General features: G+C 74.0%; 18 protein-coding genes. 10 read left to right on the plus strand and 8 right to left on the minus strand.

Going from position 1 to position 22,815, the window contains the following annotated elements:
* Positions 1 to 130: 130 nt before the first annotated feature.
* Positions 131 to 1,027 carry a hypothetical protein gene (locus SM577_RS29430; protein ID WP_474588507.1) on the minus strand — a complete coding sequence of 299 codons (897 nt, stop codon included), beginning with the start codon at positions 1,025 to 1,027 and terminating at the stop codon, positions 131 to 133.
* Positions 1,028 to 1,136: 109 nt separating this feature from the next.
* Positions 1,137 to 1,658 carry a VOC family protein gene (locus tag SM577_RS29435; RefSeq protein ID WP_474581608.1) on the minus strand — a complete coding sequence of 174 codons (522 nt, stop codon included), beginning with the start codon at positions 1,656 to 1,658 and terminating at the stop codon, positions 1,137 to 1,139.
* Positions 1,659 to 1,708: 50 nt separating this feature from the next.
* On the opposite strand from SM577_RS29435, the gene SM577_RS29440 reads away from it, so the two are divergent.
* Both SM577_RS29440 and SM577_RS29445 read left to right on the plus strand, forming a co-directional pair.
* On the plus strand, positions 1,709 to 2,170 hold the full coding sequence (locus SM577_RS29440; RefSeq protein ID WP_474588508.1) for a MarR family winged helix-turn-helix transcriptional regulator: 462 nt from the start codon (positions 1,709 to 1,711) through the stop codon (positions 2,168 to 2,170).
* A gap of 57 nt (positions 2,171 to 2,227) precedes the next feature.
* Positions 2,228 to 3,898 carry a fibronectin type III domain-containing protein gene (locus tag SM577_RS29445; RefSeq protein WP_474588509.1) on the plus strand — a complete coding sequence of 557 codons (1,671 nt, stop codon included), beginning with the start codon at positions 2,228 to 2,230 and terminating at the stop codon, positions 3,896 to 3,898.
* 140 nt (positions 3,899 to 4,038) lie between these two features.
* Here the strand turns inward: SM577_RS29445 and SM577_RS29450 are convergent, their stop codons facing one another.
* Both SM577_RS29450 and SM577_RS29455 read right to left on the minus strand, forming a co-directional pair.
* On the minus strand, positions 4,039 to 5,424 hold the full coding sequence (locus SM577_RS29450) for a sensor histidine kinase (RefSeq protein WP_474588547.1): 1,386 nt from the start codon (positions 5,422 to 5,424) through the stop codon (positions 4,039 to 4,041).
* A 50-nt stretch (positions 5,425 to 5,474) separates the two neighbouring features.
* On the minus strand, positions 5,475 to 6,131 hold the full coding sequence (locus SM577_RS29455) for a response regulator transcription factor (protein WP_474588510.1): 657 nt from the start codon (positions 6,129 to 6,131) through the stop codon (positions 5,475 to 5,477).
* Positions 6,132 to 6,227: 96 nt separating this feature from the next.
* Here SM577_RS29455 and SM577_RS29460 point away from each other — a divergent pair, with 96 nt between their 5' ends.
* Positions 6,228 to 7,319, plus strand: coding sequence for a LolA family protein (locus SM577_RS29460; protein WP_474588511.1), 1,092 nt, complete (start codon positions 6,228 to 6,230; stop codon positions 7,317 to 7,319).
* Positions 7,320 to 7,591: 272 nt separating this feature from the next.
* Positions 7,592 to 9,814 (plus strand): HelD family protein, encoded by a 2,223-nt coding sequence (locus SM577_RS29465; RefSeq protein WP_474588548.1) that lies wholly within the window; start codon positions 7,592 to 7,594, stop codon positions 9,812 to 9,814.
* Positions 9,815 to 9,899: 85 nt separating this feature from the next.
* On the opposite strand, the gene SM577_RS29470 is transcribed toward SM577_RS29465, so the two are convergent.
* Complete coding sequence (locus SM577_RS29470) at positions 9,900 to 10,307, minus strand: hypothetical protein (RefSeq protein WP_302917436.1); 408 nt, start codon at positions 10,305 to 10,307, stop codon at positions 9,900 to 9,902.
* A gap of 175 nt (positions 10,308 to 10,482) precedes the next feature.
* Here SM577_RS29470 and SM577_RS29475 point away from each other — a divergent pair, with 175 nt between their 5' ends.
* On the plus strand, positions 10,483 to 12,525 hold the full coding sequence (locus SM577_RS29475) for a glycerophosphodiester phosphodiesterase family protein (protein WP_474588512.1): 2,043 nt from the start codon (positions 10,483 to 10,485) through the stop codon (positions 12,523 to 12,525).
* Between the two features lie 198 nt (positions 12,526 to 12,723).
* Positions 12,724 to 13,113, plus strand: a complete 390-nt coding sequence (locus tag SM577_RS29480; protein ID WP_302917438.1) for a hypothetical protein — start codon at positions 12,724 to 12,726, stop codon at positions 13,111 to 13,113.
* A 69-nt stretch (positions 13,114 to 13,182) separates the two neighbouring features.
* Here the strand turns inward: SM577_RS29480 and SM577_RS29485 are convergent, their stop codons facing one another.
* The 3 genes from SM577_RS29485 to SM577_RS29495 form a co-directional block, all read right to left on the minus strand.
* Entirely contained in the window at positions 13,183 to 14,133 is a 951-nt protein-coding gene (locus SM577_RS29485) for a sporulation protein (RefSeq protein ID WP_474588513.1), read from the minus strand.
* Between the two features lie 100 nt (positions 14,134 to 14,233).
* Positions 14,234 to 15,010 carry a DeoR/GlpR family DNA-binding transcription regulator gene (locus tag SM577_RS29490; protein ID WP_302917440.1) on the minus strand — a complete coding sequence of 259 codons (777 nt, stop codon included), beginning with the start codon at positions 15,008 to 15,010 and terminating at the stop codon, positions 14,234 to 14,236.
* A 37-nt stretch (positions 15,011 to 15,047) separates the two neighbouring features.
* Complete coding sequence (locus SM577_RS29495) at positions 15,048 to 17,051, minus strand: beta-galactosidase (protein ID WP_474588514.1); 2,004 nt, start codon at positions 17,049 to 17,051, stop codon at positions 15,048 to 15,050.
* 280 nt (positions 17,052 to 17,331) lie between these two features.
* On the opposite strand from SM577_RS29495, the gene SM577_RS29500 reads away from it, so the two are divergent.
* Genes SM577_RS29500 through SM577_RS29515 form a run of 4 tightly spaced genes read left to right on the plus strand, consistent with a single transcriptional unit; the run spans position 17,332 to position 22,685 of the window.
* Positions 17,332 to 18,660 carry an ABC transporter substrate-binding protein gene (locus SM577_RS29500; RefSeq protein ID WP_474588515.1) on the plus strand — a complete coding sequence of 443 codons (1,329 nt, stop codon included), beginning with the start codon at positions 17,332 to 17,334 and terminating at the stop codon, positions 18,658 to 18,660.
* A 22-nt stretch (positions 18,661 to 18,682) separates the two neighbouring features.
* Positions 18,683 to 19,639 carry a carbohydrate ABC transporter permease gene (locus SM577_RS29505; RefSeq protein WP_302917443.1) on the plus strand — a complete coding sequence of 319 codons (957 nt, stop codon included), beginning with the start codon at positions 18,683 to 18,685 and terminating at the stop codon, positions 19,637 to 19,639.
* Positions 19,636 to 20,550, plus strand: a complete 915-nt coding sequence (locus tag SM577_RS29510) for a carbohydrate ABC transporter permease (RefSeq protein ID WP_302917444.1) — start codon at positions 19,636 to 19,638, stop codon at positions 20,548 to 20,550. The genes SM577_RS29505 and SM577_RS29510 overlap by 4 nt, the downstream gene beginning before the upstream one ends.
* Positions 20,547 to 22,685, plus strand: a complete 2,139-nt coding sequence (locus SM577_RS29515) for an alpha-galactosidase (RefSeq protein WP_474588516.1) — start codon at positions 20,547 to 20,549, stop codon at positions 22,683 to 22,685. Before SM577_RS29510 ends, SM577_RS29515 begins: the two co-directional genes overlap by 4 nt.
* The last annotated feature ends 130 nt before the right edge of the window (positions 22,686 to 22,815 follow it).

Consider the following 22,815-nt stretch of genomic DNA (forward strand, 5'->3'; position numbering starts at 1 on the left):
TGGCTCACCGGCACCCCGCTCGGTGTCCGGGCCCGTGACCGCTCGGACGACGGGCCGCGGCCGGGGCCGGCGCCCCTTCCGCGGCGTCCGGCCCGCGACTCGGGGGGTCAGGGCGCGGGGTGCACAGGCGTCAGGCCGGTGGCTCGACGGCGGTGACGACGACGTCGCCGCCGAGCCGGCCGTGTTCCGGGTCGCGGCGCACCGCCCCGGAGTGCAGCAGCCCGGTCAGCGCCCGGACGGCGTCGGCGGAGCGGTAGACGGTCGAGGTGAGCGCGTGCCGGCGCAGCTCGGTGACCGTACGCGGGCCGGCGCGGTGCAGTTCGGCCAGCAGTTCCCGGCGCAGCGGCCCGGGCTCGGGGTCCAGTGCGATGTCCAGCAGCCGCCCGGCCGGGTCCGCCGGGTCGCGGTAGCGGACCCCGGCGTACTCGTCGACCGCCCAGAGCGCCTCCTTGAACGCCTCCAGGCTCCTGTCCGACCCGGTGGCGAAGGCCAGCCGCCGCGCCGGTGAGCCGTCGGCGGGCACCAGGTCGACCTCGGTCACCAGCGGGAACCCGGCGGCCCCCAGCGCGGCCCGGGTCGGCACGTCGACGGCGGTCAGCAGCAGCAGCTCGGCCGGGCGGCCGGAGGCCGCGGCGGCGAGCACGGCCGGGTCCGGCGGAGCGGGGTCGTCCACGAACGACAGCGCGGGGGCGCCGGCCGCCCCGGCCGCCTTCAGCGCGACCGGCAGCCGGGCGGGTCGGCCGGGCACCACGTGCACGGCCACCTCGGCGGGCAGCTCCGCCTCGATGGGGCCGAGCCGGGCCGGCAGGTCCTCGCTCCCCTCGGCCAGCACCAGGACGGTCAGCCGGCGGCCGCGCAGCCGGTCGGCGTACTCGGCGACCACCCGCAGCGCGGCCTCGGCCCCGCCCGCGTCGCCCTCCGCGTACGCGCAGGCCACGGTGGCCCGGCGGGCACGGTGCAGCGCCCCCGGCAACCAGTGCTCCAGGTGTCGGACGAGCAGCTCGCGGAGTACGGCGTCGGTCGGCATGCTGCCGTTCTACCGCACCGGAGCGGCCGGCGGGCGGCCCGGCCCCGCCCGGGCCCGCGGCGGACACCCGCCGCGGGCCCGGGCGGGGGGCAGCCGTGACATCGCCGGCTCAGGCGGGGATGGAGATGCCCACCCCGCCGCGGGTCTGGCCGCCGTAGCGCCGCCGCTCGGCGTCCAGGTCGAGCCGGCCGATCCGCTTCCGCGCGGCCAGCGCGGCGTCGTCGAGCCGGTCGGCCGGTACCAGCCAGACGATCTCGAACTCCAGGCCGTCCGGGTCCTGGCCGTAGAGGCTCTTGGTGGTGCCGTGGTCGGAGGTGCCGACCAGGGCGCCGGCGGCGGCCAGCCGCTGGGCGGTGGCGGCCAGTTCGTCCAGCGTGTCCACCTCCCAGGCCAGGTGGTAGAGGCCGACGGTGCCCCGGCCGGCGGCGGAGCGGCCGGCGCCGGCGCCGATCTCGAACAGGCCGAGGTCGTGGTCGTTGGTGGAGTCGGGCGCCTGGAGGAAGGTGGCGCCCCGGAAGCCGTCCGGGGTCATCGCCACCGGGCGGAAGCCCAGCACGTCCCGGTAGAAGGCGACGCTGCGGGCGAGGTCACTGACGTAGAGGACGGCGTGGTTCAGGCGGTGGATTCCCATGCCCCCGACGCTAGCGCGATTTAGTTGAGCCTTCAACTAACTGGGCTATGATGGGCGCCATGACCCGCTGGCTGGACCCGGACGAGCAGCGCACCTGGCGGGCGTTCCTGACCGCCTCCCGGGCGCTGATGGAGACGCTCGACCGCGAGCTGCAACGCGACGCCGGGATGCCGCACGCGTACTACGAGATCCTGGTCCGGCTCTCCGAGGCGCCGGGGCGCCGGCTGCGGATGAGCGAGCTGGCCGAGGCGAGCGGCGCCTCGCGCAGCCGGCTCTCGCACGCGGTGTCCCGGATGGAGGCGGCCGGGTGGGTGCGCCGCGAGGAGTGCCCGACCGACCGGCGCGGGCAGATCGCGCTGCTCACCGAGGCGGGGTACGCCACCCTCGCCGCCGCCGCGCCCGGGCACGTCGAGGGGGTGCGCCGGCACCTGTTCGACGCGCTGACCCCGGCCCAGGTCGACCAGCTGCGCCGGATCAGCGAGACGCTGGCCGACCACCTGACCGCTTCCTGACCGAACCGCTTTGGCGCGGGACTTGTACTTACCGTCGTCGGTTGAGCACGATGGGGCGTGCCCTCCGGCTTCGGTGAACTGACTGACCAGGCGCACCACCTGGTGTCCGCCGGCGACCTCGCCGGCGCCCAGCGGCTGCTCGCCGACGCGCTGACCGAGGCCGACCCGCGACCGGCCAACGCCACCCCCGAGCTAGCCGAGGCGGCCAGCCTCCAGGCCCGGGTGCTGGTCGCCCTCGGCGAACCACACTCCGCCCGCGGCTGGGCCGCCTTCGCGTACGCGGCCACCACCCGGCTGCATGGCCGCTCCGACCAGCGCACGGTCGCCGCCGCGGCCACCCTGGCGGCGGTGCTGCACCGGGTCGGCAGCTGGTCCCGCGCCGCCCGGCTCTACCAGGAGGTCATCATCGAGCTGACCGCCCTGGACGGACCGGAGTCGCTGCGGGTGCTCGCCGCGCACGCCGACCTGGCCACCGTGGAGTACGCGCGCGGCCAGTGCCAGGTGGCCCGGGACCGGCTCCAGGACGCCTGGGAGCTGCACCGCGAGGTCTACGGCGACGGCCATCCCAGCGGCATCAAGATGCTCGCCCGGCTGGGCGCGATGCAGCGCGACTGCGGGCAGTTCGCCGAGGCGCACGACAACCTGGCGCTGGCCCGGGAGCTGTGCCGGCAGCACCTGCCCGCGGACGACCCGCTGACCGCGCAGGTGGCCACGCTGGCCCGGGCCGCGGCGAACCCGGACCACGTCTGCGCCGAGACCGCCCCGGTGAGCCGGGACGGCCCGGTCGTGCCGGCGGCGCGCACCCCGCCCCCCGGCGACGGGCCGGCGCCGGAGGACCGGCCCCGGTCCGCGGAGCACCCGCCGGAGGACTGGCACCGGTCGGAGGACTGGCACCCGTCCGAGGGGTGGCACCCCTCGACCGGCGAGCACCCGCCGGAGGGCTACCACCCCTCGGGCGGCTACCACCCGTTCGGCTGGCCGGAGGGCGGGGAGACCGGGCCGGCCGACGCCGCCGATCCCCCGGTGCCGACGCCCCGGCAGCCGGTGGACGGCCCGACCACCGCGCCGGAGCAGGGCTGGTGGCCCCCGGAGCAGGGCCCGGACGACGGGCCGGGCAGCGCGGTGCCCCCGTCGGTGGTCACCCTGGCCGACGGACCGGTCGACGAGGCGGACGGGGTGCGCCGGGTGCCCCGGCACGACGAACCGCCGTACCCGCCGTCGCCGCTGCTGCCCGTGCCGGTGGACCGGCCGCCGGGCCGGCCCACCAACCGGCTGCTGCTGCTCGTCGTGGCGGGCGTGGCCGTGGTGCTGCTCGGCACCGCGGCGGTCATCGCCGGGGTGTCCCGGATGGACGGCGACGCGGAACCGGCCGCCAGCGGCGGGCCGGCCACCTCCGCCGCGCCGAGCGCCGCCGCACCGGCCGCCCCCTCGCCGACCGGCGTCGCGGCCGCCCCACCCGGCACCCCGCCCGGCGCGGTGACCCTGCGGGACAACCGGGACAACGTGGCGCTGAGCTGGACCTACCCGGCCGGTGGCGAGGGGCCGGTGGTGATCTCCGGTGGCCGGGCGGGCCAGGCCCAGACCGCCTTCGCCGACCTGCCCGCCGGCACCAGCAGCTTCGTCGTCTACGGCCTGAACCGCAGCACTGACTACTGCTTCACGGTCGCCGTGGTCTGGTCCGCCGACACCGTCGCCCGCGCGGAGCAGGTCTGCACCCGCCGCCGCTGACACCCGGCGGGCGCGGCCGCGAGTCGGTGGCGGGCCGGGCCGATCCGGGCCGGCCCCGCCGTCGAAGCCTTCCGCCGCGCCCACCGGCCCCGGTTCGGCGTCGAGAGTTCGGCAGTGCCGGCGGACCGATCCGGGCCGGCTCAGGCCGGCTCGTCGGGAAGGGCCGGCAGCCGCAGCCGCACGCACAGCCCGGGACCGGGCTCGGCGTCGGCCAGCTCGACAGTGCCGCCCGCCCGGCGGACCAGTTCCCGGACGATGGCCAGCCCCAGCCCGGTGCCGCCGGCGTCCCGGGCCCGCGCGTCGTCGAGCCGGGTGAACCGGTCGAAGACCCGCGCCCGGTCCGCGACCGGGATGCCCGGCCCGTCGTCGGTCACCGTCACCAGGTGGTACCCGCCCGGCCCGGCACCGCGCGACGCCGGGGCGGCCGGGCCGGGCCAATCGGCGCTCGGCGCCGGCACGGCGGTCAGCACCACCTCGCCGCGGGCGTGCCGGACCGCGTTGTCCACCAGGTTGGCCAGGATCCGGTGCAGTTCGTCGGCGTCGCCCACCGTCCAGGCCGGCGCGGCCGGCGCGAGCACCCGTACCGGCGGCAACGGGTACCGGGTGGCCACGGCGGCCAGCAGCCCGCCCAGCTCCACCGGGCCGGTGGCCCGGGTCGGCGGCGCCTCGTCCAGCCGGGCCAGCAGCAGCAGGTCGTCGACGAGCCGGCTGAGCCGCTCGGTGTCAGCGAGCAGGTTCGCCGACACCGCCGTCCAGTCGGTCCGCCCGGCCAGTCGCTGCGCCACCTCCAGCTCGGTGCGGATGTTGGTCAGCGGGCTGCGCAGCTCGTGCGCCGCGTCCGCGACGAAGGCCCGCTGCCGGTTCCGGGCCGACTCCAGCCGGCCGAGCATGCCGTTGAGGGTGACCGCCAGCCGGTGGATCTCGTCCCGGGACGCGGGCACCGGCAGCCGGCCGCCGCCGTCGCGTCCGGTGATCTCCTCGGCCCCGCGGCGCAGCTCCTCCACCGGCCGCAGCGTCGCCCCGACCACCCGCCAGGCCACCACCGCGAGCACGCCCACCAGCAGCGGGAAGGCGACCAGCAGGATGGTGCCCACCACGTGCGTGCTGTGCCGCACGTCGGCCATCGACCGGGCGACCAGCACAGTCCGCGGGTCGGCCCCGGTGCCGGCCGGCACGGCCACCACCCGGACCGGTCCGGGCAGCCCCACCCGCTCCCCCGACACCGTCACCCGCTGCCGGGCGTCCCGGTCGATCTGCTCCGGCCGCAGCATCGGCACCAGCCGGTCGGCGTCGATCGAGGCGGCCCGCACCCGCCCTTCGGCGTCGACCACCTGCACCCTGGTCTGGCCCGCGGCCACCGGCAGCGGGTCGGGCAGCGCGTCCTCCGCGGCGAGCAGCGCGACCGCGTCGGCGGTGCGGAACGCCTCGGCGTCCACGCTGCGTTGCAGCACGAAGCGGAGCACCCCGAGCAGGACCAGCCCGCCGACCGCCAGCCCCACGGAGAGGCCGAGCACCCCGAGCACCATGAGCCGGCCGCGCAGCCCGAACGCGGCCCGCAGCCGCCCCCACCGTCCGCTCACGTCGCCAGCCGGTAACCCGCCCCGCGGACGGTCTCCAGCCGCTCCCGGCCGATCTTGCGCCGCAGGTAGCCGACGTAGACCTCGACCACGTTCGGCGCGGTGTCCATCCCGGCGTCCCAGACGTGGTCGAGCAGTTCGGTCTTGGAGACCACCTCGCCGGGGCGGCGCATCAGGTAGTTCAGCAGCGCGAACTCCCGGGCGGTCAGGTCCACCTCGGCGTCGGCCCGGGTCACCCGGCGCCGGGCCGGGTCGAGGGTGAGGTCGCCGACCGCGAGCACCGTCGGGCGTTCCGGCGCGCCCCGGCGCAGCAGCGCCCGCAGCCGGGCCAGCAGCACCACGTACGAGAAGGGCTTGGTGAGGTAGTCGTCGGCGCCGCAGTCCAGCCCGTCGGCCTGGTCGTACTCGCCGTCCTTGGCCGAGAGCATGAGCACCGGCAGCCAGTGCTCCTCGGCGCGCAGCCGGCGGACCACCTCGTAACCGGAGAGGCCGGGCAGCATGACGTCGAGGATCATGGCGTCGTAGCCGCCGTGCCGGGCCGCGTCCAGCCCGGCCGGGCCGGTCGCCGCCACGTCCACCGCGAAGCCCTCGGCCTGCAGGCCCCGTTGCAGGGCCGCCGCCAGCCGCGACTCGTCCTCCACCACCAGCAACCGCACGGGTCAAGGGTGCCACCCCCGGACGAGGGGCCGCGGCGGCGTCCTCAGCGCCCTCTCAGCCTCGATTGGGCAGGATGTGACCAGGAGGTGCCACACATGTCCGTCCTGAAGAGCCGTCCCGTCCTGCGCTGGCTGGTCCCGGTGACCGCCGCCGCCACCGTCATCGGCGGCGGTGCCGCGCTCGGCACGTTCGCCGCCCAGGCCGAGCCGAGCCTGCCGCCGCGCACCGCCGCCGAACTCCTGGTCGACCTGCAGACCTCGCGGCTGGAGGGGCTCTCCGGCACGGTCGTGCAGCGCGCCGACCTGGGCCTGCCGCCGCTCGCCGGGCTGGCCGGCGGCGAGCTGGGCAGCCTGCTGACCGGCACGCACACGCTGCGGGTCTGGCACTCCGGCCCGGACCGGCAGCGGATCGCGCTGCTGGACACCCTCGGCGAGAAGGATGTCATCCGCAACGGCCGGGACGTCTGGACCTGGGACAGCCGGACCAACACCGCCACCCACCGCACGCTGCCCACCGAGAGCGGCGAGCCGGCCGCGCCGGACCTGCCGGCGACCCCGCAGCAGGCGGCCGACCAGGCCCTCGCCGCGATCGACCCGAGCACCGAGGTGAGCGTCGGCCGCTCCGCCACGGTGGCCGGCCGGCACGCGTACGAGCTGGTGCTCGCGCCACGCGACGCCGCGTCGCTGGTGCACCAGGTGCGGATCGCCATCGACGCCGAGGAGCACGTGCCGCTGCGCTTCGAGGTCTTCGCCGACGGCAGCGACCAGCCGGCCTTCGAGATGGCCTTCACCCAGGTGGACTACGCCCGGCCCGCCGCCGATCAGTTCGCGTTCAACCCGCCGCCCGGCGTGACGATCACCGAGGAGTCGGTGGACCGGCCGGCGGGCGCGCACCGGGCCGAGCGGCCCGCGGGCGACCGGCCCCAGGTGCGTACGGTCGGCGAGGGCTGGACGACGGTGGTGGTCGCGCGGCTCGACGGCCCGGCCACCGGCGGCGCCGGTGAGCCGGCGCAGGCCCCGCCGGCCGAGGTCGCCGGCGTGCTGGACGCGCTGCCGAAGGTCAGCGGCGACTGGGGCAGCGGGCGGTTGCTGACCGGGAAGCTGTTCAGCGCGCTGCTCACCGACGACGGCCGGCTGCTCGCCGGCGCGGTCACCCCGGAGCGGCTCTGCGAGGTGGCGAAGGGCTGACCTTCGGTGGCGGTCGGGAGGTGTGCGGGCGCGCACCCTCCCGGCCGGCGCGTTTCGGGGGTGCGGGCCGGCGGGTGACGCCGGCCCGCGGCGCTTGGTCCGGCGGATCGGCGCGCGGTATCTTTCTCAGTTCAGGCAACAAAAAAGAACGGCCGAATAGCCGTTCCGGGAAAGATACTAACCAATTGGGAGACGGCTTGTCAAGGCACTCCGGCGATTCCGGTGAATTGCAGCCCGACGACGAGATCGGTCGCGAGCAGGAGTACGTCTCGATGCTCTACCGCCGGCTGGACGGGCTGCGTGAGCAGGCCTCCCGGCGGCTGGCCGAGGAACTGCGCAACACCGGCGGCACGTTGCAGGCCCGTTCCCAGCGCGACAGCGCGGTCGGGATGTACGCCGAACAGGTCGAGCAGTTCTCCGCGGTGGAGAGCGGCCTCTGCTTCGGCCGGCTGGACACCGACGACGGCGGCCGACACTACATCGGCCGGATCGGCATCTTCGACACCAGCGGCGACTACGACCCGCTGCTGATCGACTGGCGGGCGCCGGCGGCCCGTGCCTTCTACCTCGCCACCGCCGCCAACCCGCAGGGCGTGCGCCGGCGCCGGCACCTGCGGACCCGGGAGCGCAAGGTGACCGCGCTCAACGACGAGGTGCTCGACCTGGCCACCGCCTCCCCCACCGCCCACGAGGAGCTGACCGGGGAGGCGTCGCTGCTCGCCGCGCTCAACGCCGGCCGGACCGGGCGGATGCGCGACATCGTGGAGACCATCCAGGCCGAGCAGGACCGGGTCATCCGGGCCGACCTGCCGGGCGTGCTGGTGGTCCAGGGCGGGCCGGGCACCGGCAAGACGGCCGTCGCGCTGCACCGGGCCGCGTACCTGCTCTACACCCACCGCCGGGAGCTCGCCACCCGCGGCGTGCTGCTGGTCGGCCCGAACGCGACGTTCCTGCGCTACATCTCCCAGGTGCTGCCGGCGCTGGCCGAGACCGGTGTGCTGCTGCGTACCCAGGGCGACCTCTTCCCCGGGGTGAGCGCCCGGCGCACCGAGAGCGCCGAGGCGGCCGCGCTGAAGGGGCGGCTGGTGATGACCGAGGTGCTCGCCGAGGCGGTACGGGACCGGCAGTGGGTGCCCGACGAACCGCTGGAGATCGAGCTTCCGCAGCAGGAGGTCCTCCGGCTCGACCCGGACACCGTCCGCGCCGCCCGGGACCGGGCCCGCCGCTCCGGCCGGCCGCACAACCTCGCCCGCGCGCTGTTCGACATCGAGATCGTGCACGCGCTCGCCGCGCAGGTCGCCGACCGGATCGGCGCGGACCCGCTGGGCGGGGAGAACCTGCTCGACGAGGCCGACGTCGCCGAGATCCGGCGCGAGCTGCGCGAGGAGCCGGAGGTACGGGCCGTGCTCGACGAGCTCTGGCCGGTGCTCACCCCGCAGCGCCTGCTCGCCGACCTGTACGCCTCGCCCGAGCGGATCGCCACCGCCGCGCCGATGCTCACCGCGGCCGAGCGGGCGCTGCTGCACCGGGAGCCCGGCGGCTGGACCCCGGCGGACGTGCCGCTGCTGGACGAGGCGGCCGAGCTGCTCGGCGAGGACGACCGGGCCGCGACGGCCCGCCGGGAGCGGATCCGGGCGCTGCAACGCGAGTACGCCGAAGGCGTGCTGGAGATCGCCCGGGGTTCCCGGTCGATCGACGTGGAGGACGAGGCCGAGGGCGGTGAGATCCTCGGCGTGACCGACCTGCTCGACGCCGACCGGCTGCTGGAGCGGCAGGAGGAGGTCGACCGGCTGACCACCGCGCAGCGCGCCGCGGCCGACCGGAGCTGGGCGTTCGGCCACGTGATCGTGGACGAGGCGCAGGAGTTGTCGCCGATGGCGTGGCGGCTGCTGATGCGCCGCTGCCCGAGCCGGTCGATGACCATCGTCGGGGACGTGGCGCAGACCGGCGCGCTGGCCGGCACGCCGTCCTGGGCGGACGCGCTGGAGCCGTACGTGGCGCAGCGCTGGCGGCTGGAGGAGTTGACGGTCAGCTACCGCACCCCCGCCGAGATCATGGCGGTCGCCGCCGAGGTGCTGGCCGGGATCGACCCGGCGCTGCGCCCACCCCGCTCGGTGCGCGAGAGCGGGTTCCCGCCCCGGGAGCGCTCGGTGCCGGCGGCGCGGCTGGCGGCCGAGCTGGTCGACGTGGTGACCGGGGAGGCGGCCGGGCTGGCCGACGGCCGGCTCGGCGTGATCGTGCCGGCCGGCCGGGTGGCCGAACTCGGGGCCGCGGTCACCGGCGCGCTGCCCGAGGCGGCCGTCGGCGAGCACCCGGAGCTGGAGAGCCGGGTCGTGGTGCTCACCGTCGCCCAGGCCAAGGGCCTGGAGTTCGACTCGGTCGTGGTGGTCGACCCCGACCGCATCGTGGCCGAGTCCCCCCGCGGCCGCAGCGACCTCTACGTCGCCCTCACCCGCGCCACCCAACGCCTAACCACCCTCCACCCCACCCACTGACCCAGGGGGTCTCGAGGTCGATCATGAGGTTGGCGGCGATGTGGATCTCCTCCACTGCCGCCAACCTCATGATCAACGGGGGTCACTACTCGGTGGTGGTGTTGCCGGGGCCGGTGGCGATGGTGGACTGGTCGCTGGTGGAGCCGCCGGTGGGGGTGCTCAGGCCACCGGTGGTGGCGTCGCCGGTGGTGGTCGGGGCGACCTTGCCGGGGTGCCGCTCCGGCTGGCGGGCCAGCCGCCGCACGCTCGCCGGGCCGGCGGTGCCACCGGTCGTGGTGACCGCGCCCTGACCCCGGGTCGGGCCGCCGTCGCGCAGCACGGTGGGGTCGACCGACACGTGCGCCGGGTCGTCCGGGTCCTCCTCCTGGCGCACCCGCTCCACGTCCGTGCGGGGCACGGTCACCTCGTCCAGGGCGCCCTCGCCGTACACACCGCCGGCGATCCGGTTCTCCGCCCGCCGGGCGGCGTCCTGTCGCATGTCGTCCTCACGCACGATCCATCACCTCGCAGAAAAGGGTCGGTCTCTGTGCGTGCCCGACGACTGGCCGGCCAAACCCGCACCGCCGGTTCACCGGGGTGTCGTTCGCCGCTCGCCTGCCGGCCGTCCGGGCTGCCCATGCTGACCCGCGGACCGGCGGGAGATCCCCGCCGGAGGGAGAGAGGACAGCGTGCGCGCAGTACGCCGTACCGCCGTCGCGGCCCTGGCGGCGGCGACCGTGACGACCGGTCTCGCGGTGCCCGCGGAGGCGAAACCGCTACCGGACCGGACATTCGACGTGCAGGCCCACCGCGGCGGCCTGGGGCTGCGGGTGGAGAACACCCTGGCCGCCTTCGGCAACGCCCTCCAGCTCGGGGTGAGCACCCTGGAACTGGACGTGCAGATCACCGAGGACGGCCAGGCCGTGGTCACCCACGACCGCAGGGTCAGCGGCGCCAAGTGCGTGGACACCGCCCCGGTGACGCCGGGCGACCCGGAGTTCCCGTACGTCGGCAGGTACGTCAACACGCTGACCCTGGCCCAGGTGCGCACCCTGGACTGCGGGTCGCGGACGCTGGCCGACAAGCCCGGCCAGCTCGCCGTGCCGGGTGCCCGGATGCCGCTGCTGCGCGAGGTCTTCGCGCTGGTCAAGCGCTACCGGGCGGACGACGTGACGCTCAACGTGGAGACCAAGGTGGAGGCCGGCGCCCCGACCGAGACCGCCCCGCGGGAGCAGTTCGTGCAGGTCACCGCGGCCGAGATCCGGCGCGCCGGGCTGCTGCGGCAGGTGACCGTGCAGAGCTTCGACTGGGGCGCGCTGATGCGGATGCGCCAGGTCGAGCCCCGGCTGCCGCTGGTCGCGCTGACCAACTACGACTTCCTGCAGACCGGCCGGCCGGGCGCCTCGCCGTGGCTGGGTGGCCTGGACATCGACGACTTCGACGGCGACCCGGTCCGGGCCGTGCGCAGCTTCGGCGCCGACGCCTTCTCGCCGGTGCACGGCTTCCCGCAGAACGGAAAGGTCACCGACCCCGACTACCGGCCGTACGTCACCCGGGAGATGGTGGCGCGGGCGCACCGCCACGGACTCAAGGTCGTCCCGTGGACGGTGGACGACGTGCCGACGATGGCGAAGCTGATCGACGACGGCGTGGACGGCATCATCACCGACTACCCGGACCGGCTGCGCGGCCTGCTCGCGCAGCGCGGCCACCGGCCGCCGACGGCGTACGCCTCCCCGTTCGACGTGCAGGCGCACCGGGGCGGCCGGGCCACCCGCCCGGAGAACACCCTGCCCGCCTTCGCGCACGCGCTGGAGAACCCGGCGATCTCCACCCTGGAGCTGGACACCGGGGTGACCGAGGACGGCACGCTGGTGGTGCTGCACGACCGGACGATCAACGGCTCGCACTGCGTCGACACCGCCCCGGCCCGACCCGGTGACCCGGAGTTCCCGTACGTGGGCAAGCCGGTGCACGAGCTGACCCTGGCGCAGCTCAGGACGATCGACTGCGGCACCCGGACGCTGCCGGAGCTGCCCGCGCAGGTGCCCGCCCCGGGCGCCCGGATCCCGACCCTGGACGAGGTCTTCGCGCTGGTGCGGCGCAGCGCCCGGGCGGACGTCCGGCTGAACATCGAGACCAAGCTCAGCCCGTTGGCGGACGACACCGAGCCGTACCGGAGCTTCACCCGCAAGCTGGTCACCGCGATCGAGCGGGCCCGGTTCACCGACCGGGTGACCATCCAGTCGTTCGACTGGCGCACCATCCGCTACGCGAAGGATCTGGACAAGCGGATCGGCACTGTCGCGCTGGTCTGGCAGTACGGTCCGGCCGAGTGTGCCAGCCTCGCCGACGAGTGCTCACTGCGGGCGGTGTACGGCGACCCGACCGTGCGCAGCCCGTGGACCGGCGGGCTGGACTGGTGGAAGCACCGGGACCTGGGCCGGCTGACCCGGGCCGCGGGCGCCGGGACGGTGTCGGCGAACTGGCAGGTGCACGACCCGGCGCAGGGCACCGTGCCGGACGCCGACTGGTACCTGCGGGAGGACCCGGCATACTTCCACGGACCGGACGTGCGCACCCTGCAGGCCCGGTACGGCCTGAAGGTGGTGCCGTACACCGTCAACGACGCCCGGGTGATGCAACGGGTGATCGACCTCGGCGTGGACGGCATCATCACCGACGACCCGGATCTGCTGGTCAGCGTGGCGATCCGCAACGGCCTGCGCTGACGTGCCCCGCCGGTGGCACCCGGTCCCGGTGCCACCGGCGGATCGGCGGATATTCGGCTGTGACCCGGTGTTACTGCCCTGGGGGGGTCGGGTAGTCGGGGGGTGCCCCCGCCATGAACGCGAACCGTGCCGTGGCCGAAACGCGGTAGCGGGGCGAGGGAGTGCAGGGAACGACTCATCGCATCCGAGGAGGACAAGATGAGCACGCAGGCTGCATCCACCAGGCCGATCAACCGGCCCGCGCAGGACGCGCCCGACCGCACCATGCAGGACCGGGCCATCCGGGAGACGCCCACCCGTCCGATGCCGATGGTGAACGACGGGCGTCGTGAGGCCATGCAGGCGCCCGGCACGGAGACCAAGCCGTCGCTGCGTACCACCGAGTTCTGGGTCTACATCGCCGCCGTGATCGGCGTGCTGGCCGCCTCGCAGCTGGTCGGGCGGAACTCGACCGGGGTGGACATCTTCCGGGCCGACAACGCCTGGTTCATGGTCACGCTACTGACCATCGGATACCTCGGTAGCCGTGGTCTGGCCAAGGCCGGCAGCAACTGGCGCAGCGGTGAGGAGCGCAAGGCCCGGCACTGACCGCGTACCGCGCGCCGCAGCACGAATGGCCTCCGGGAGCAAGTCCCGGAGGCCATCGTCGTGTTGGTACTACTCCTCGAACCCGCCGAAGTCCTCGCCGAAGTCGCCCTCGAAGGCGTCCTCGACCATCTCGCCGGCGATCATGCCGCCGGCCACCCCGAGCGCGGCGCCGGCGACCATGCCGCCCATGCCGTGGCCCCGGCCGCGGGCGTGCGGCACGCCGAAGCCCTGGGCGCGCAGGCTGCCGTAGCGGGAGGTGGTCTCCCGCAGCCAGCCGTCGACCACCTGCGCCCAGTCGACCCGGTCGGCGTCGGTGTGCGGGACCCGGTAGCGGCCGAAGACGTCGTGCCCGGCGCTGAGGAAGCCGCCGCGCTTGTCGCACTCCAGGATCACGTCCACGCCGTCCCGGCTGGTGACGAAGGTCAGCTCCACCTCGGCGACGGTCTGCGCGTACTGCGGCGCGGCGAAGAACTCGATCTCCTGGTAGAAGGGGAGCGTCTGCTGCACCCCGTGGATCCGGCCGCGCTCCAGGTCGGCGTGCTTGAACCGGAAGCCGAGCCGCTGGAACGCCTCCAGGATCCGCTCGTGCACCGGCAGCGGGTGCACGTTGACCTGGTCCAGGTCGCTCTTGTCCACCGCCCGGGCCACCGCCAGCTCGGTGCGCAGCCCCATCGTCATGCCGCGCAGCCGCTGGCCGTAGACGTCGGTGATCGGGGTCTCCCACGGCACCGGCAGTTGGAACGGGATGGCGAGCTGCTGCTTCGGGGCCAGCTGGAGCGGCCCGCTGACCACCATCCGGTGGAACTCCATGATGCCGGCGTACTCGGTGTCGCCGCCCTCGATCTCGACCCGGGTGACCAGCCCGAGCACCACCTGCTCGATGTTGGCCGGCGCGTCCCCGCCGAGCAGGTTGACCTGGCCCTCGAGCGTCAGGCCCGGGCGGGTGTTCGGGTTCGTCAGGACGGTGTCCACGCTGGGACCGCCCACGCCGAGCGCGCTCAACATCTTCTTGAAGACCATGCGAACTCCCGTGCCGCCGGTCCCGCTCCACCCTGGAACGGGACGCTCACCCGGCACCCTAGCCGCCGCCGCTGTGAGGTGCCTGGGAGGCGCGACGGGCTCACTCCACCTCGACGACGATCAGCTCACCCACCTGTTCACCGATCGCGGCCCGGGCTTCCGCCGGCAGCCCGCCGTCGGTGATCAGCACGTCGGCGTCCTCCAGCGGGGCGATGGTGGCGATGCCGATGGTCTCCCACTTGGTGTGGTCGGCCAGCACCACCAGCCGGCGCGAGGCGTTGATCAGGCACCGGTTGACCCCCGCCTCCAGCAGGTTGGGGGTGGTGAAGCCGGTGCGCGGGCTCATCCCGTGCACGCCGAGGAAGAGCAGGTCGACGTTGAGCGCGCCGATCGCCGCCTCGGCCACCGGCCCGGTCAGCGCGTCGGACGGGGTGCGGATGCCGCCGGTGAGCACCACCGTCTGGTCGGCGCGGGGGTTCTGGTAGAGCGCGTCGGCGACCGGGATCGAGTTGGTCACCACGGTCAGCCCGCGTACGTCGGCGAGCAGGGTGGCCAGCGCGGCAGTGGTGGTGCCGGCGGAGAGCGCGATCGCCATGCCGGGCTCGACCAGCCGGGCGGCCCGCTCGGCGATGGCCCGCTTCTCGGCCTGCTGGCGGATCGACTTGGCGGCGAAGCCGGGCTCCTCGGCCGAACCGGGGCCGGCCAGCGTCGCCCCGCCGTGCACCTTGTCGACCAGACCCCGCTCGGCGAGCACCTCCAGGTCGCGCCGGATGGTCATGTCCGAGACGCCGAAGCGGCTCACCAGGTGACTGACCCGTACCCCGCCGCGCTGGCGGATCAGCTCGAGGATGGCGGTCTGCCGCTGCTGGGCCAGCATCTGGGTAACCTCCTTCGCGGCCGTCACTGTACGGGCCTCACGCCGGCCCGGCGGCCCGGTCCTCGCGGACCACCGCCACCTCTCCGGCGGGTACGACCAGCTCACCGGGGCACCGGCCGCCGGTCAACAGCTCGGTGCCGGTGGCCTCGATCCGGGCGGGCGCGTCGGTGTGGTTGACCACGAAGAGCCAGCTGCGCTCGCCGTCGCGGCGGCGCACCACCTCCACGCCGGGCGGGGCCGACGCCGCCGGGCGGACGCCGGACTCGGCCACCAGCCGGGCCACCAGCCGGTCGGTGGCCGGCTGGTCCAGCCGGGTGCCCAGGTACCAGGCGGCGCCGGCGCCGACCGGGTGCCGGGTCAGCGCCGGCACCCCCGGCAGCGGCCCGTCGGCGTACGCGGCGAGCACCCGCGCGCCCTCGGTGTGCAGCCACTCGGTCCACACGTCGGCGGTCGAGCCGTCGTCGAGGCGGACCCGCTCCCCCTGGCGCAGCGGGAAGAACTCCTCGGTGCGGACGCCGAGCAGGTCCCGGAACGCGCCGGGGTAGCCGCCGAGCCGGATGTGGTCGTGCTCGTCGACGATGCCGCTGAAGTAGGTGACCAGGGCGGTGCCGCCGGCTTCGACGAAGGCGCGCAGCGCCGCGGCGTGCGCGTCGCGGACCAGGTAGAGCGTGGGCGCCAGCACCAGCCGGTAGCCGGAGAGGTCGGCCGACGGGTGCACGATGTCGGCGGTGATCCCCTGCCGCCAGAGCGCGTCGTAGAGCGCCCGGAGCCGGTCGCCGTAGGTGACGTCGACGCTGGGGTGGGAGTCCAGCTCGGCACCCCACCACGCCTCGTAGTCGAACAGGATGGCCACCTGGGCGTCCACCCGGCTGCCGCGTACCTCGGCCAGGTTGGCCAGGTCGGCGCCGAGCCGGCACACCTCGCGGAACACCTTGGTCTCCGGCCCGGCGTGCGGGACCAGCGCGGAGTGGAACTTCTCCGCGCCGGCCCGGGACGCCCGCCACTGGAAGAACAGCACGCCGTCGGCGCCGCGGGCGACGTGCGCCAGGCTGTTGCGGCGCAGCTGCCCGGGGGTCTTCGCCACGTTGCGCGGCTGCCAGTTGACAGCGCTGGTGGAGTGCTCCATGAGCAGCCACGGCGCGCCGCCGGCGACGCCGCGGGTGTGGTCGGCCGACAGCGCCAGCCCGATGTGCGCCTCCGGGTCGGCGGCGGTGAGGTAGTGGTCGTTGGCGACCAGGTCCACATCCGACGCCCAGGAGTGGTAGTCGAGGTACTTGATGCCGGTGCCGATCATGAAGTTGGTGGTGACCGGTTGCCGCACCAGCCGGCCCAGCACCTCGCGCTCGGCCCGCAACTGGGCGCGCTGCTCGTCGGAGGAGAAGCGCAGGAAGTCCAGCTGCTGGGTGGGGTTGGCGAAGGTGGGCGCGACGCGCGGCGGGTTCACCTCGGCCCAGTCGCCGTAGCGCTGGCTCCAGAAGGCGGTGCCCCAGGCGTCGTTGAGCCGGTCCAGGTCGCCGTAGCGTCCGCGCAGCCAGCGGCGGAACGCCTCGGCGCTGACGTCGCAGTAGCAGTGCACGTTGTGGCAGCCCAGCTCGTTGGAGACGTGCCACATCACCACCGCCGGGTGCTCGGCGTACCGGGTGGCGACCGCCTCGACCAGCGCGAGCGAGCGCTCGCGGAACACCGGCGAGCTGGGGCAGTACGCCTGCCGGCCGCCCGGCCAGAGCACCGCGCCGTCGGCCCGCCGCGGCAGTGTCTCCGGGTGCCGGTGGGCGAGCCACGGTGGCGAGCTCGCGGTGGCGGTGGCCAGGTCGACCTGGATGCCCCCGCCGTGCAGCACCTCCAGCGCCCGGTCCAGCCAGCCGAACTCGAAGCGGCCCGGCTCCGGTTCCAGCAGGGCCCAGGAGAAGATGCCGACCGAGACCAGGTTGACCCCGGCGCGGCGCATCAGCTCGACGTCCTCGGCCCAGGTCTGCTCGGGCCACTGCTCAGGGTTGTAGTCGGCGCCGAAGTAGATGTGGTCGCCCTGCCATCGCCGCATGGCAGCAGAGCGTGCCCCGACGGCGTCGGCAAGTCAACAGTTTCCAACATCGACAACATTTCCAACGTTTACCTCGTAACGGGCTTGTCACGACTGGGTTATCGGCCCCTCACCAACCCCTTGACAGCGCCGGAACGACGAGTAGCTTGAGGCGCCACTGGCAGTTCGTGTTCGCCAATGTGGATTCACGGTGGATCCGGATGTGGGATCACGACCGGCCGGCCCCGCCACCACTGACGGCCCTCGGGCGCAGTGCACCTTCTCATCCGCAGGAGGCACCATGTCCCGTCCCCGATCCCACGCCGAGTACCTGGCCCGTCTCGTACCGCCCTCCGTCGCCGGCCTGAACCGGCGGTCCCTGCTGGCCGGCACGGCCGGCGCCGGTGCGCTGCTCGGCACCGGCCTGCTCGCCGGCTGCGGTGGTTCCGACTCCGGCGGGTCGGACGCCAAGACGGTCACCCTGGGCTCCAACCAGTCCGACCCCAAGCCCAAGGACGTCATCGCCAAGGTCATGGCGGGCTTCCAGACCTCGTCCGGCGTGCAGGTCTCGATCAACACGGTGGATCACAACACGTTCCAGGAGAACATCAACAACTATCTCCAGGGCAAGCCGGACGACGTGTTCACCTGGTTCGCCGGCTACCGGATGCGCTTCTTCGCCGCCCGTGGGCTGGCCGGCGACCTCAGCGACGTGTGGGGCAAACTCTCCGGCTACTCCGACGCGTTCAAGAAGGCGTCGACCGGTGACGACGGCAAGCAGTACTTCGTGCCGGCGTCGTACTACCCGTGGGCGATGTTCTACCGCAAGTCGGTCTGGCAGCAGTACGGCTACCAGGTGCCGAAGACGCTCGACGACCTGACCAACCTCGCCGGTCAGATGAAGAAGGACGGCCTGATCCCGATCGCCTTCGCCGACAAGGACGGCTGGCCGGCGATGGGCACCTTCGACATCCTCAACCTGCGGATCAACGGCTACCAGTTCCACGTGGACCTGATGGCCGGCAAGGAGGCGTGGACCTCCGACAAGGTGAAGAAGGTCTTCGACACCTGGGCGGGTCTGCTGCCGCTGCACCAGCCGGACAGCCTCGGGCGCACCTGGCAGGAGGCGGCCCAGTCGTTGCAGCAGAAGAAGTCCGGCATGTACCTGCTCGGGCTCTTCGTCGGCCAGCAGTTCAACAACGACGAGCAGGACGACCTGGACTTCTTCACCTTCCCGGAGATCGACCCGGCGATCGGGGCCAAGGCCCTGGACGCGCCGATCGACGGCTACATGCTGGCCCGCCGGCCGAAGGCGGAGGAGAACGCCAAGAAGCTGCTGGAGTACCTCGGCTCCAAGGCGGCCGCGGACATCACCGTGAAGAACGACCCGAGCACCCTGGTCGCCAACGGCCAGGCCGACACCAGCGGCTACACCGCGCTGCAGAAAAAGGCCGCGGAGCTGGTCGGCTCGGCCACCGAGATCGCCCAGTTCCTGGACCGGGACACCCGGCCGGACTTCGCCTCGACGGTGATCATCCCGGCCTTCCAGCAGTTCATCAAGGACCCGAAGGACATCAGCGGCCTGCTGACCAGCATCGAGAACCAGAAGAAGTCGATCTTCACCGACTGACGGCGAGAGGGGGAGGACCACCGTGTCCGACCTGCCCCTGATCCAAGCGGATCGCGCCGTGCCGTCGCCGGCCGCGGCCACCCCCACGGGTGGCCGTGGCCGCCGGCTACGGCTCCTGTCCCGCACCGACCGCGTGGTGATCGCGCTGATGGTGCTCGTACCGCTGCTGCTCGTCGTCGGCCTGGTCTGGCTGCCGGCGCTGGCCACGGTGGCGCTCTCCGGCACCGACTGGGACGGCATCGGCCCGTTGAGCGAGATCGAGTGGGTCGGCGGCCGCAACTACGCCGACGTCGTACAGATCTACCCGCCGTTCGTCCCGGCCGTGCAGAACAACCTGCTCTGGCTGGCCGCGCTGTTCGTGGTGGCCACCCCGCTGGGGATGTTCCTGGCCGTGCTGCTCGACAAGGAGCTGCGCGGCAGCCGGTTCTACCAGACCGCGCTCTACCTGCCGGTGGTGCTCTCGCTGGCGCTGATCGGCTTCGTCTGGCAGCTGCTCTACTCCCGCGACCAGGGCCTGATCAACGGGGTGTTCGGCACCGACGTCGACTGGTACGGCGACCCGGACGTCAACATCTGGGCCGTGCTGGTCGCCTCGGCCTGGCGGCACGTCGGCTACATCATGCTGCTGTACCTGGCCGGGCTGAAGGGCGTCGACCCGTCGCTGCGCGAGGCGGCGGCGGTGGACGGCGCCTCGGAGGTCAACACCTTCTTCCGGGTGGTGTTCCCGGTGCTCCGCCCGATCAACATCATCGTGCTGGTGGTGACGGTGATCGAGTCGCTGCGCGCGTTCGACCTGGTCTGGGTGGTCAACAAGGGCCGCAACGGGCTGGAGCTGCTCTCCGCGCTGGTCACCCAGAACGTGGTCGGCGAGGCCAGCCGAATCGGCTTCGGCTCGGCGCTGGCGACCATCATGCTCGTCGTCTCGCTGGTCTTCATCACCATCTACCTGGCCACCGTGATGCGGGAGGGGCGCCGATGAGCACCGCGACGACGACCCGCCCGACCGACCTGGCGGACGCCCCCCGCCGGCAGCGCCGCCCGCTGCGCCCGCAGCGGGTGGTGCTGCACGTCTTCCTCACCGCGGTGGCGCTCGGCTGGCTCTTCCCGATCCTCTGGGCCGTGCTGACCTCGCTGCGCTCCTACGAGTACACCGCCGCCAACGGCTATGTCTCCTTCGGCGGCTGGACCCTGGACAACTACGTCACCGCCTGGCGCACCGCCGAGTTCGGCCAGCACTTCCTCAACTCCGTCTACATCACCGTGCCGGCGGTGCTGCTGACCCTCTTCCTCGCCTCCTGCGTGGCGTTCGTCATCGCCCGGTTCAGCTGGAAGGTCAACATCGTCCTGCTCGGCCTGTTCACCGCGGCGAACCTGCTGCCGCAGCAGGCCCTGCTGATCCCGCTGTTCCGGCTCTTCACCCAGGTGCCGCTGCCGGCGTTCCTGAGCGACTCGGAACTGCTCTACGACAGTTACTGGGGCCTGATCCTGGTCAACGTCGCCTTCCAGTGCGGCTTCTGCGTCTTCGTGCTGAGCAACTACATGAAGGCGCTGCCGCGCGACCTGTACGAGGCGGCGATGGTCGACGGGGCCAGCGTCTGGCGGCAGTACTGGCAGGTCACCATGCCGCTGTGCCGGCCCGCCCTGGCGGCGCTGGCCACCCTGGAGGTGACCTGGATCTACAACGAGTTCTTCTGGGCCACCGTGCTGATGCGCACCGGGGACAAGTTCCCGGTGACCAGCTCGCTGAACAACCTGCGCGGCGAGTTCTTCACCGACAACAACCTGGTCTCGGCCGGCTCCGTGCTGGTCGCGATCCCCACCCTGGTGATCTTCTTCCTGTTGCAGAAGCAGTTCGTCCGGGGGCTGACGCTGGGAGCTTCCAAGGGATGACGATCGTCCACCTGCGCCGCGGCGGGACCCACCTGGTGCTCGACGCGCGCGGCCCGGGCCTGCCCCGGGTCGTGCACTGGGGCGGCGACCTCGGCCCGCTCGACGCCGACGGCCTGCGGCAGCTCGCGGCGGCCAGCGTCGCGCCGGTGGTGCCGAGCGCCTTCGACGCGCCCACCGTGCTGTCCCTGCTGCCCGAGGCGAGCGCCGGCTGGAGCGGCCGCCCCGCCCTGGCCGGGCACCGGGAGCGCGCCGCCTGGTCGACCGCGTTCCGGCTCGACGCGGTCGAGGTCTCCGACGACGACCCGGCCTCCGCCGCGCGGGTCACCGTACGGGCGGTCGACGCCGGGGCCGGGCTGGCGCTGGCCGTCGAGCTGGAACTGGACCCCACCGGCCTGCTGCTGCTGCGCCACCGGTTGCGCAACACCGGCGCCACCGCCTACGAGCTGCGCGAGCTGACCCCGGTGCTGCCGGTGCCACCGGTCGCCACCGAACTGCTCGACCTGACCGGGCGGTGGTGCCGGGAACGCTCGCCGCAGCGGCACCCGTGGCCGATGGGCGCCTGGGTCCGGGAAGGGCGGCACGGGCGTACCGGGCACGACGCCACGCTGCTGCTGGTCGCCGGCACTGCCGGGTTCGGGTTCGGCCACGGCGAGGTGTGGGCGGTGCACACCGCGTGGAGCGGCGACCACGTCACCGTCGCCGAGCGCCGGCCGACCGGCGAGTCCACCCTCGGCGGCGGCGAACTGCTCGCCCCCGGCGAGGTGCTGCTCGCCCCCGGCGCGGAGTACGCCACTCCCCTGCTCTACGCGGCCTGGTCGGACGCCGGGCTGGACGGGCTGAGCGACGTGCTGCACCGCCACCTGCGGGCCCGGCCCCGGCACCCGCGCGGCCCCCGCCCGGTCACCCTGAACGTCTGGGAGGCGGTCTACTTCGACCACGACCTGGACCGGCTGCGGGCCCTCGCCGACCACGCCGCCGAGGTCGGCGTGGAACGGTTCGTGCTCGACGACGGCTGGTTCCGCGGCCGGCGCGACGACACCGCCGGGCTCGGCGACTGGTACGTCGACCACGACGTCTGGCCGGCCGGGCTGCACCCGCTGATCGAGCACGTCACCGCGCGCGGCCTGCAGTTCGGGCTCTGGGTCGAGCCGGAGATGGTCAACCCCGACTCCGACCTGTTCCGCGCCCACCCCGACTGGGTGCTCGCGGTGCCCGGCCGGCTGCCCCCGACGTGGCGCAACCAGCAGGTGCTCGACCTGGCCCACCCCGAGGCGTACGGCTACCTGCTCGACCGGCTGGACGCGCTGCTCACCGAGCATCCCGGGATCGGCTACCTCAAGTGGGACCACAACCGGGACCTCACCGACGCCGGCCACCACGGCCGGCCCGGGGTGCACGAGCAGACCCTCGCGGTCTACCGGCTCCTCGACGAGCTGCGCCGCCGCCACCCGGCGGTGGAGATCGAGAGCTGCGCCTCCGGCGGCGCCCGGGTCGACCTGGAGATCCTCGCCCGCACCGACCGGGTCTGGGCCAGCGACTGCAACGACGCCCTGGAGCGGCTGGCGATCCAGCGCTGGACCGGGCTGCTGCTCCCGCCCGAGCTGGTCGGCAGCCACATCGGGCCGGAGCGCTCGCACACCACCCACCGGGTGCACGACCTCAGCTTCCGCGCCACCACCGCGCTCTTCGGCCACTACGGCATCGAGTGGGACATCGGCTCGGTCGACGCGGGCGAGCGGGCCGAACTGGCCGCCTGGGTGGCGCTGCACAAGCGGCTCCGCCCGCTGCTGCACGCCGGGCGGGTGGTCCGGGTGGACCACCCCGACCCGGCCGTCTGGGCGCACGGCGTGGTCGCGCACGACCGCTCGCAGGCGGTGTACGCGGTGGCCCGGCTGGCCACCTCGGTGGCCCAGGTGCCCGGCCCGGTCCGGCTGCCCGGCCTGGACCGGCGGCGGCGCTACACCGTCCGGCCGGCGCGCGGCGTACCCGGGCCGGCGACCCTGGACCGGGTGCCGCCGCCGTGGCTGGCCGCCGGCGCGACGCTGACCGGCGCGGCACTGGGCACGGCGGGGTTGCAACTGCCCGCGCTGCACCCGGAGCAGGCGCTGCTGCTGGAGGTCACCGCGCTGGACTGAGCCGCGTCGGGCCGGCCCGAGAATCCGCCGGAAATTTCTCCGACGCGGATGTCGAGAACGGGTGCGCCTGCTTCTACCTCAGGGTGAGAGCACCGATGATGGTGCGCAGACGTGAGGAGCGAGACGTGAA

It is taken from the genome of Micromonospora desertarenae (assembly GCF_056150265.1).

What these genes read in the sequence shown, in the direction of transcription:
- SM577_RS29430 (WP_474588507.1), bottom strand. Translation starts at nt 1,027, where the DNA reads ATGCCGACCGACGCCGTACTCCGCGAGCTGCTCGTCCGACACCTGGAG.
- SM577_RS29435 (WP_474581608.1), bottom strand. Translation starts at nt 1,658, where the DNA reads ATGGGAATCCACCGCCTGAACCACGCCGTCCTCTACGTCAGTGACCTC.
- SM577_RS29440 (WP_474588508.1), top strand. Translation starts at nt 1,709, where the DNA reads ATGGGCGCCATGACCCGCTGGCTGGACCCGGACGAGCAGCGCACCTGG.
- SM577_RS29450 (WP_474588547.1), bottom strand. Translation starts at nt 5,424, where the DNA reads ATGGTGCTCGGGGTGCTCGGCCTCTCCGTGGGGCTGGCGGTCGGCGGG.
- SM577_RS29460 (WP_474588511.1), top strand. Translation starts at nt 6,228, where the DNA reads ATGTCCGTCCTGAAGAGCCGTCCCGTCCTGCGCTGGCTGGTCCCGGTG.
- SM577_RS29465 (WP_474588548.1), top strand. Translation starts at nt 7,592, where the DNA reads ATGCTCTACCGCCGGCTGGACGGGCTGCGTGAGCAGGCCTCCCGGCGG.
- SM577_RS29480 (WP_302917438.1), top strand. Translation starts at nt 12,724, where the DNA reads ATGAGCACGCAGGCTGCATCCACCAGGCCGATCAACCGGCCCGCGCAG.
- SM577_RS29485 (WP_474588513.1), bottom strand. Translation starts at nt 14,133, where the DNA reads ATGGTCTTCAAGAAGATGTTGAGCGCGCTCGGCGTGGGCGGTCCCAGC.
- SM577_RS29490 (WP_302917440.1), bottom strand. Translation starts at nt 15,010, where the DNA reads ATGCTGGCCCAGCAGCGGCAGACCGCCATCCTCGAGCTGATCCGCCAG.
- SM577_RS29495 (WP_474588514.1), bottom strand. Translation starts at nt 17,051, where the DNA reads ATGCGGCGATGGCAGGGCGACCACATCTACTTCGGCGCCGACTACAAC.
- SM577_RS29500 (WP_474588515.1), top strand. Translation starts at nt 17,332, where the DNA reads ATGTCCCGTCCCCGATCCCACGCCGAGTACCTGGCCCGTCTCGTACCG.
- SM577_RS29510 (WP_302917444.1), top strand. Translation starts at nt 19,636, where the DNA reads ATGAGCACCGCGACGACGACCCGCCCGACCGACCTGGCGGACGCCCCC.
- SM577_RS29515 (WP_474588516.1), top strand. Translation starts at nt 20,547, where the DNA reads ATGACGATCGTCCACCTGCGCCGCGGCGGGACCCACCTGGTGCTCGAC.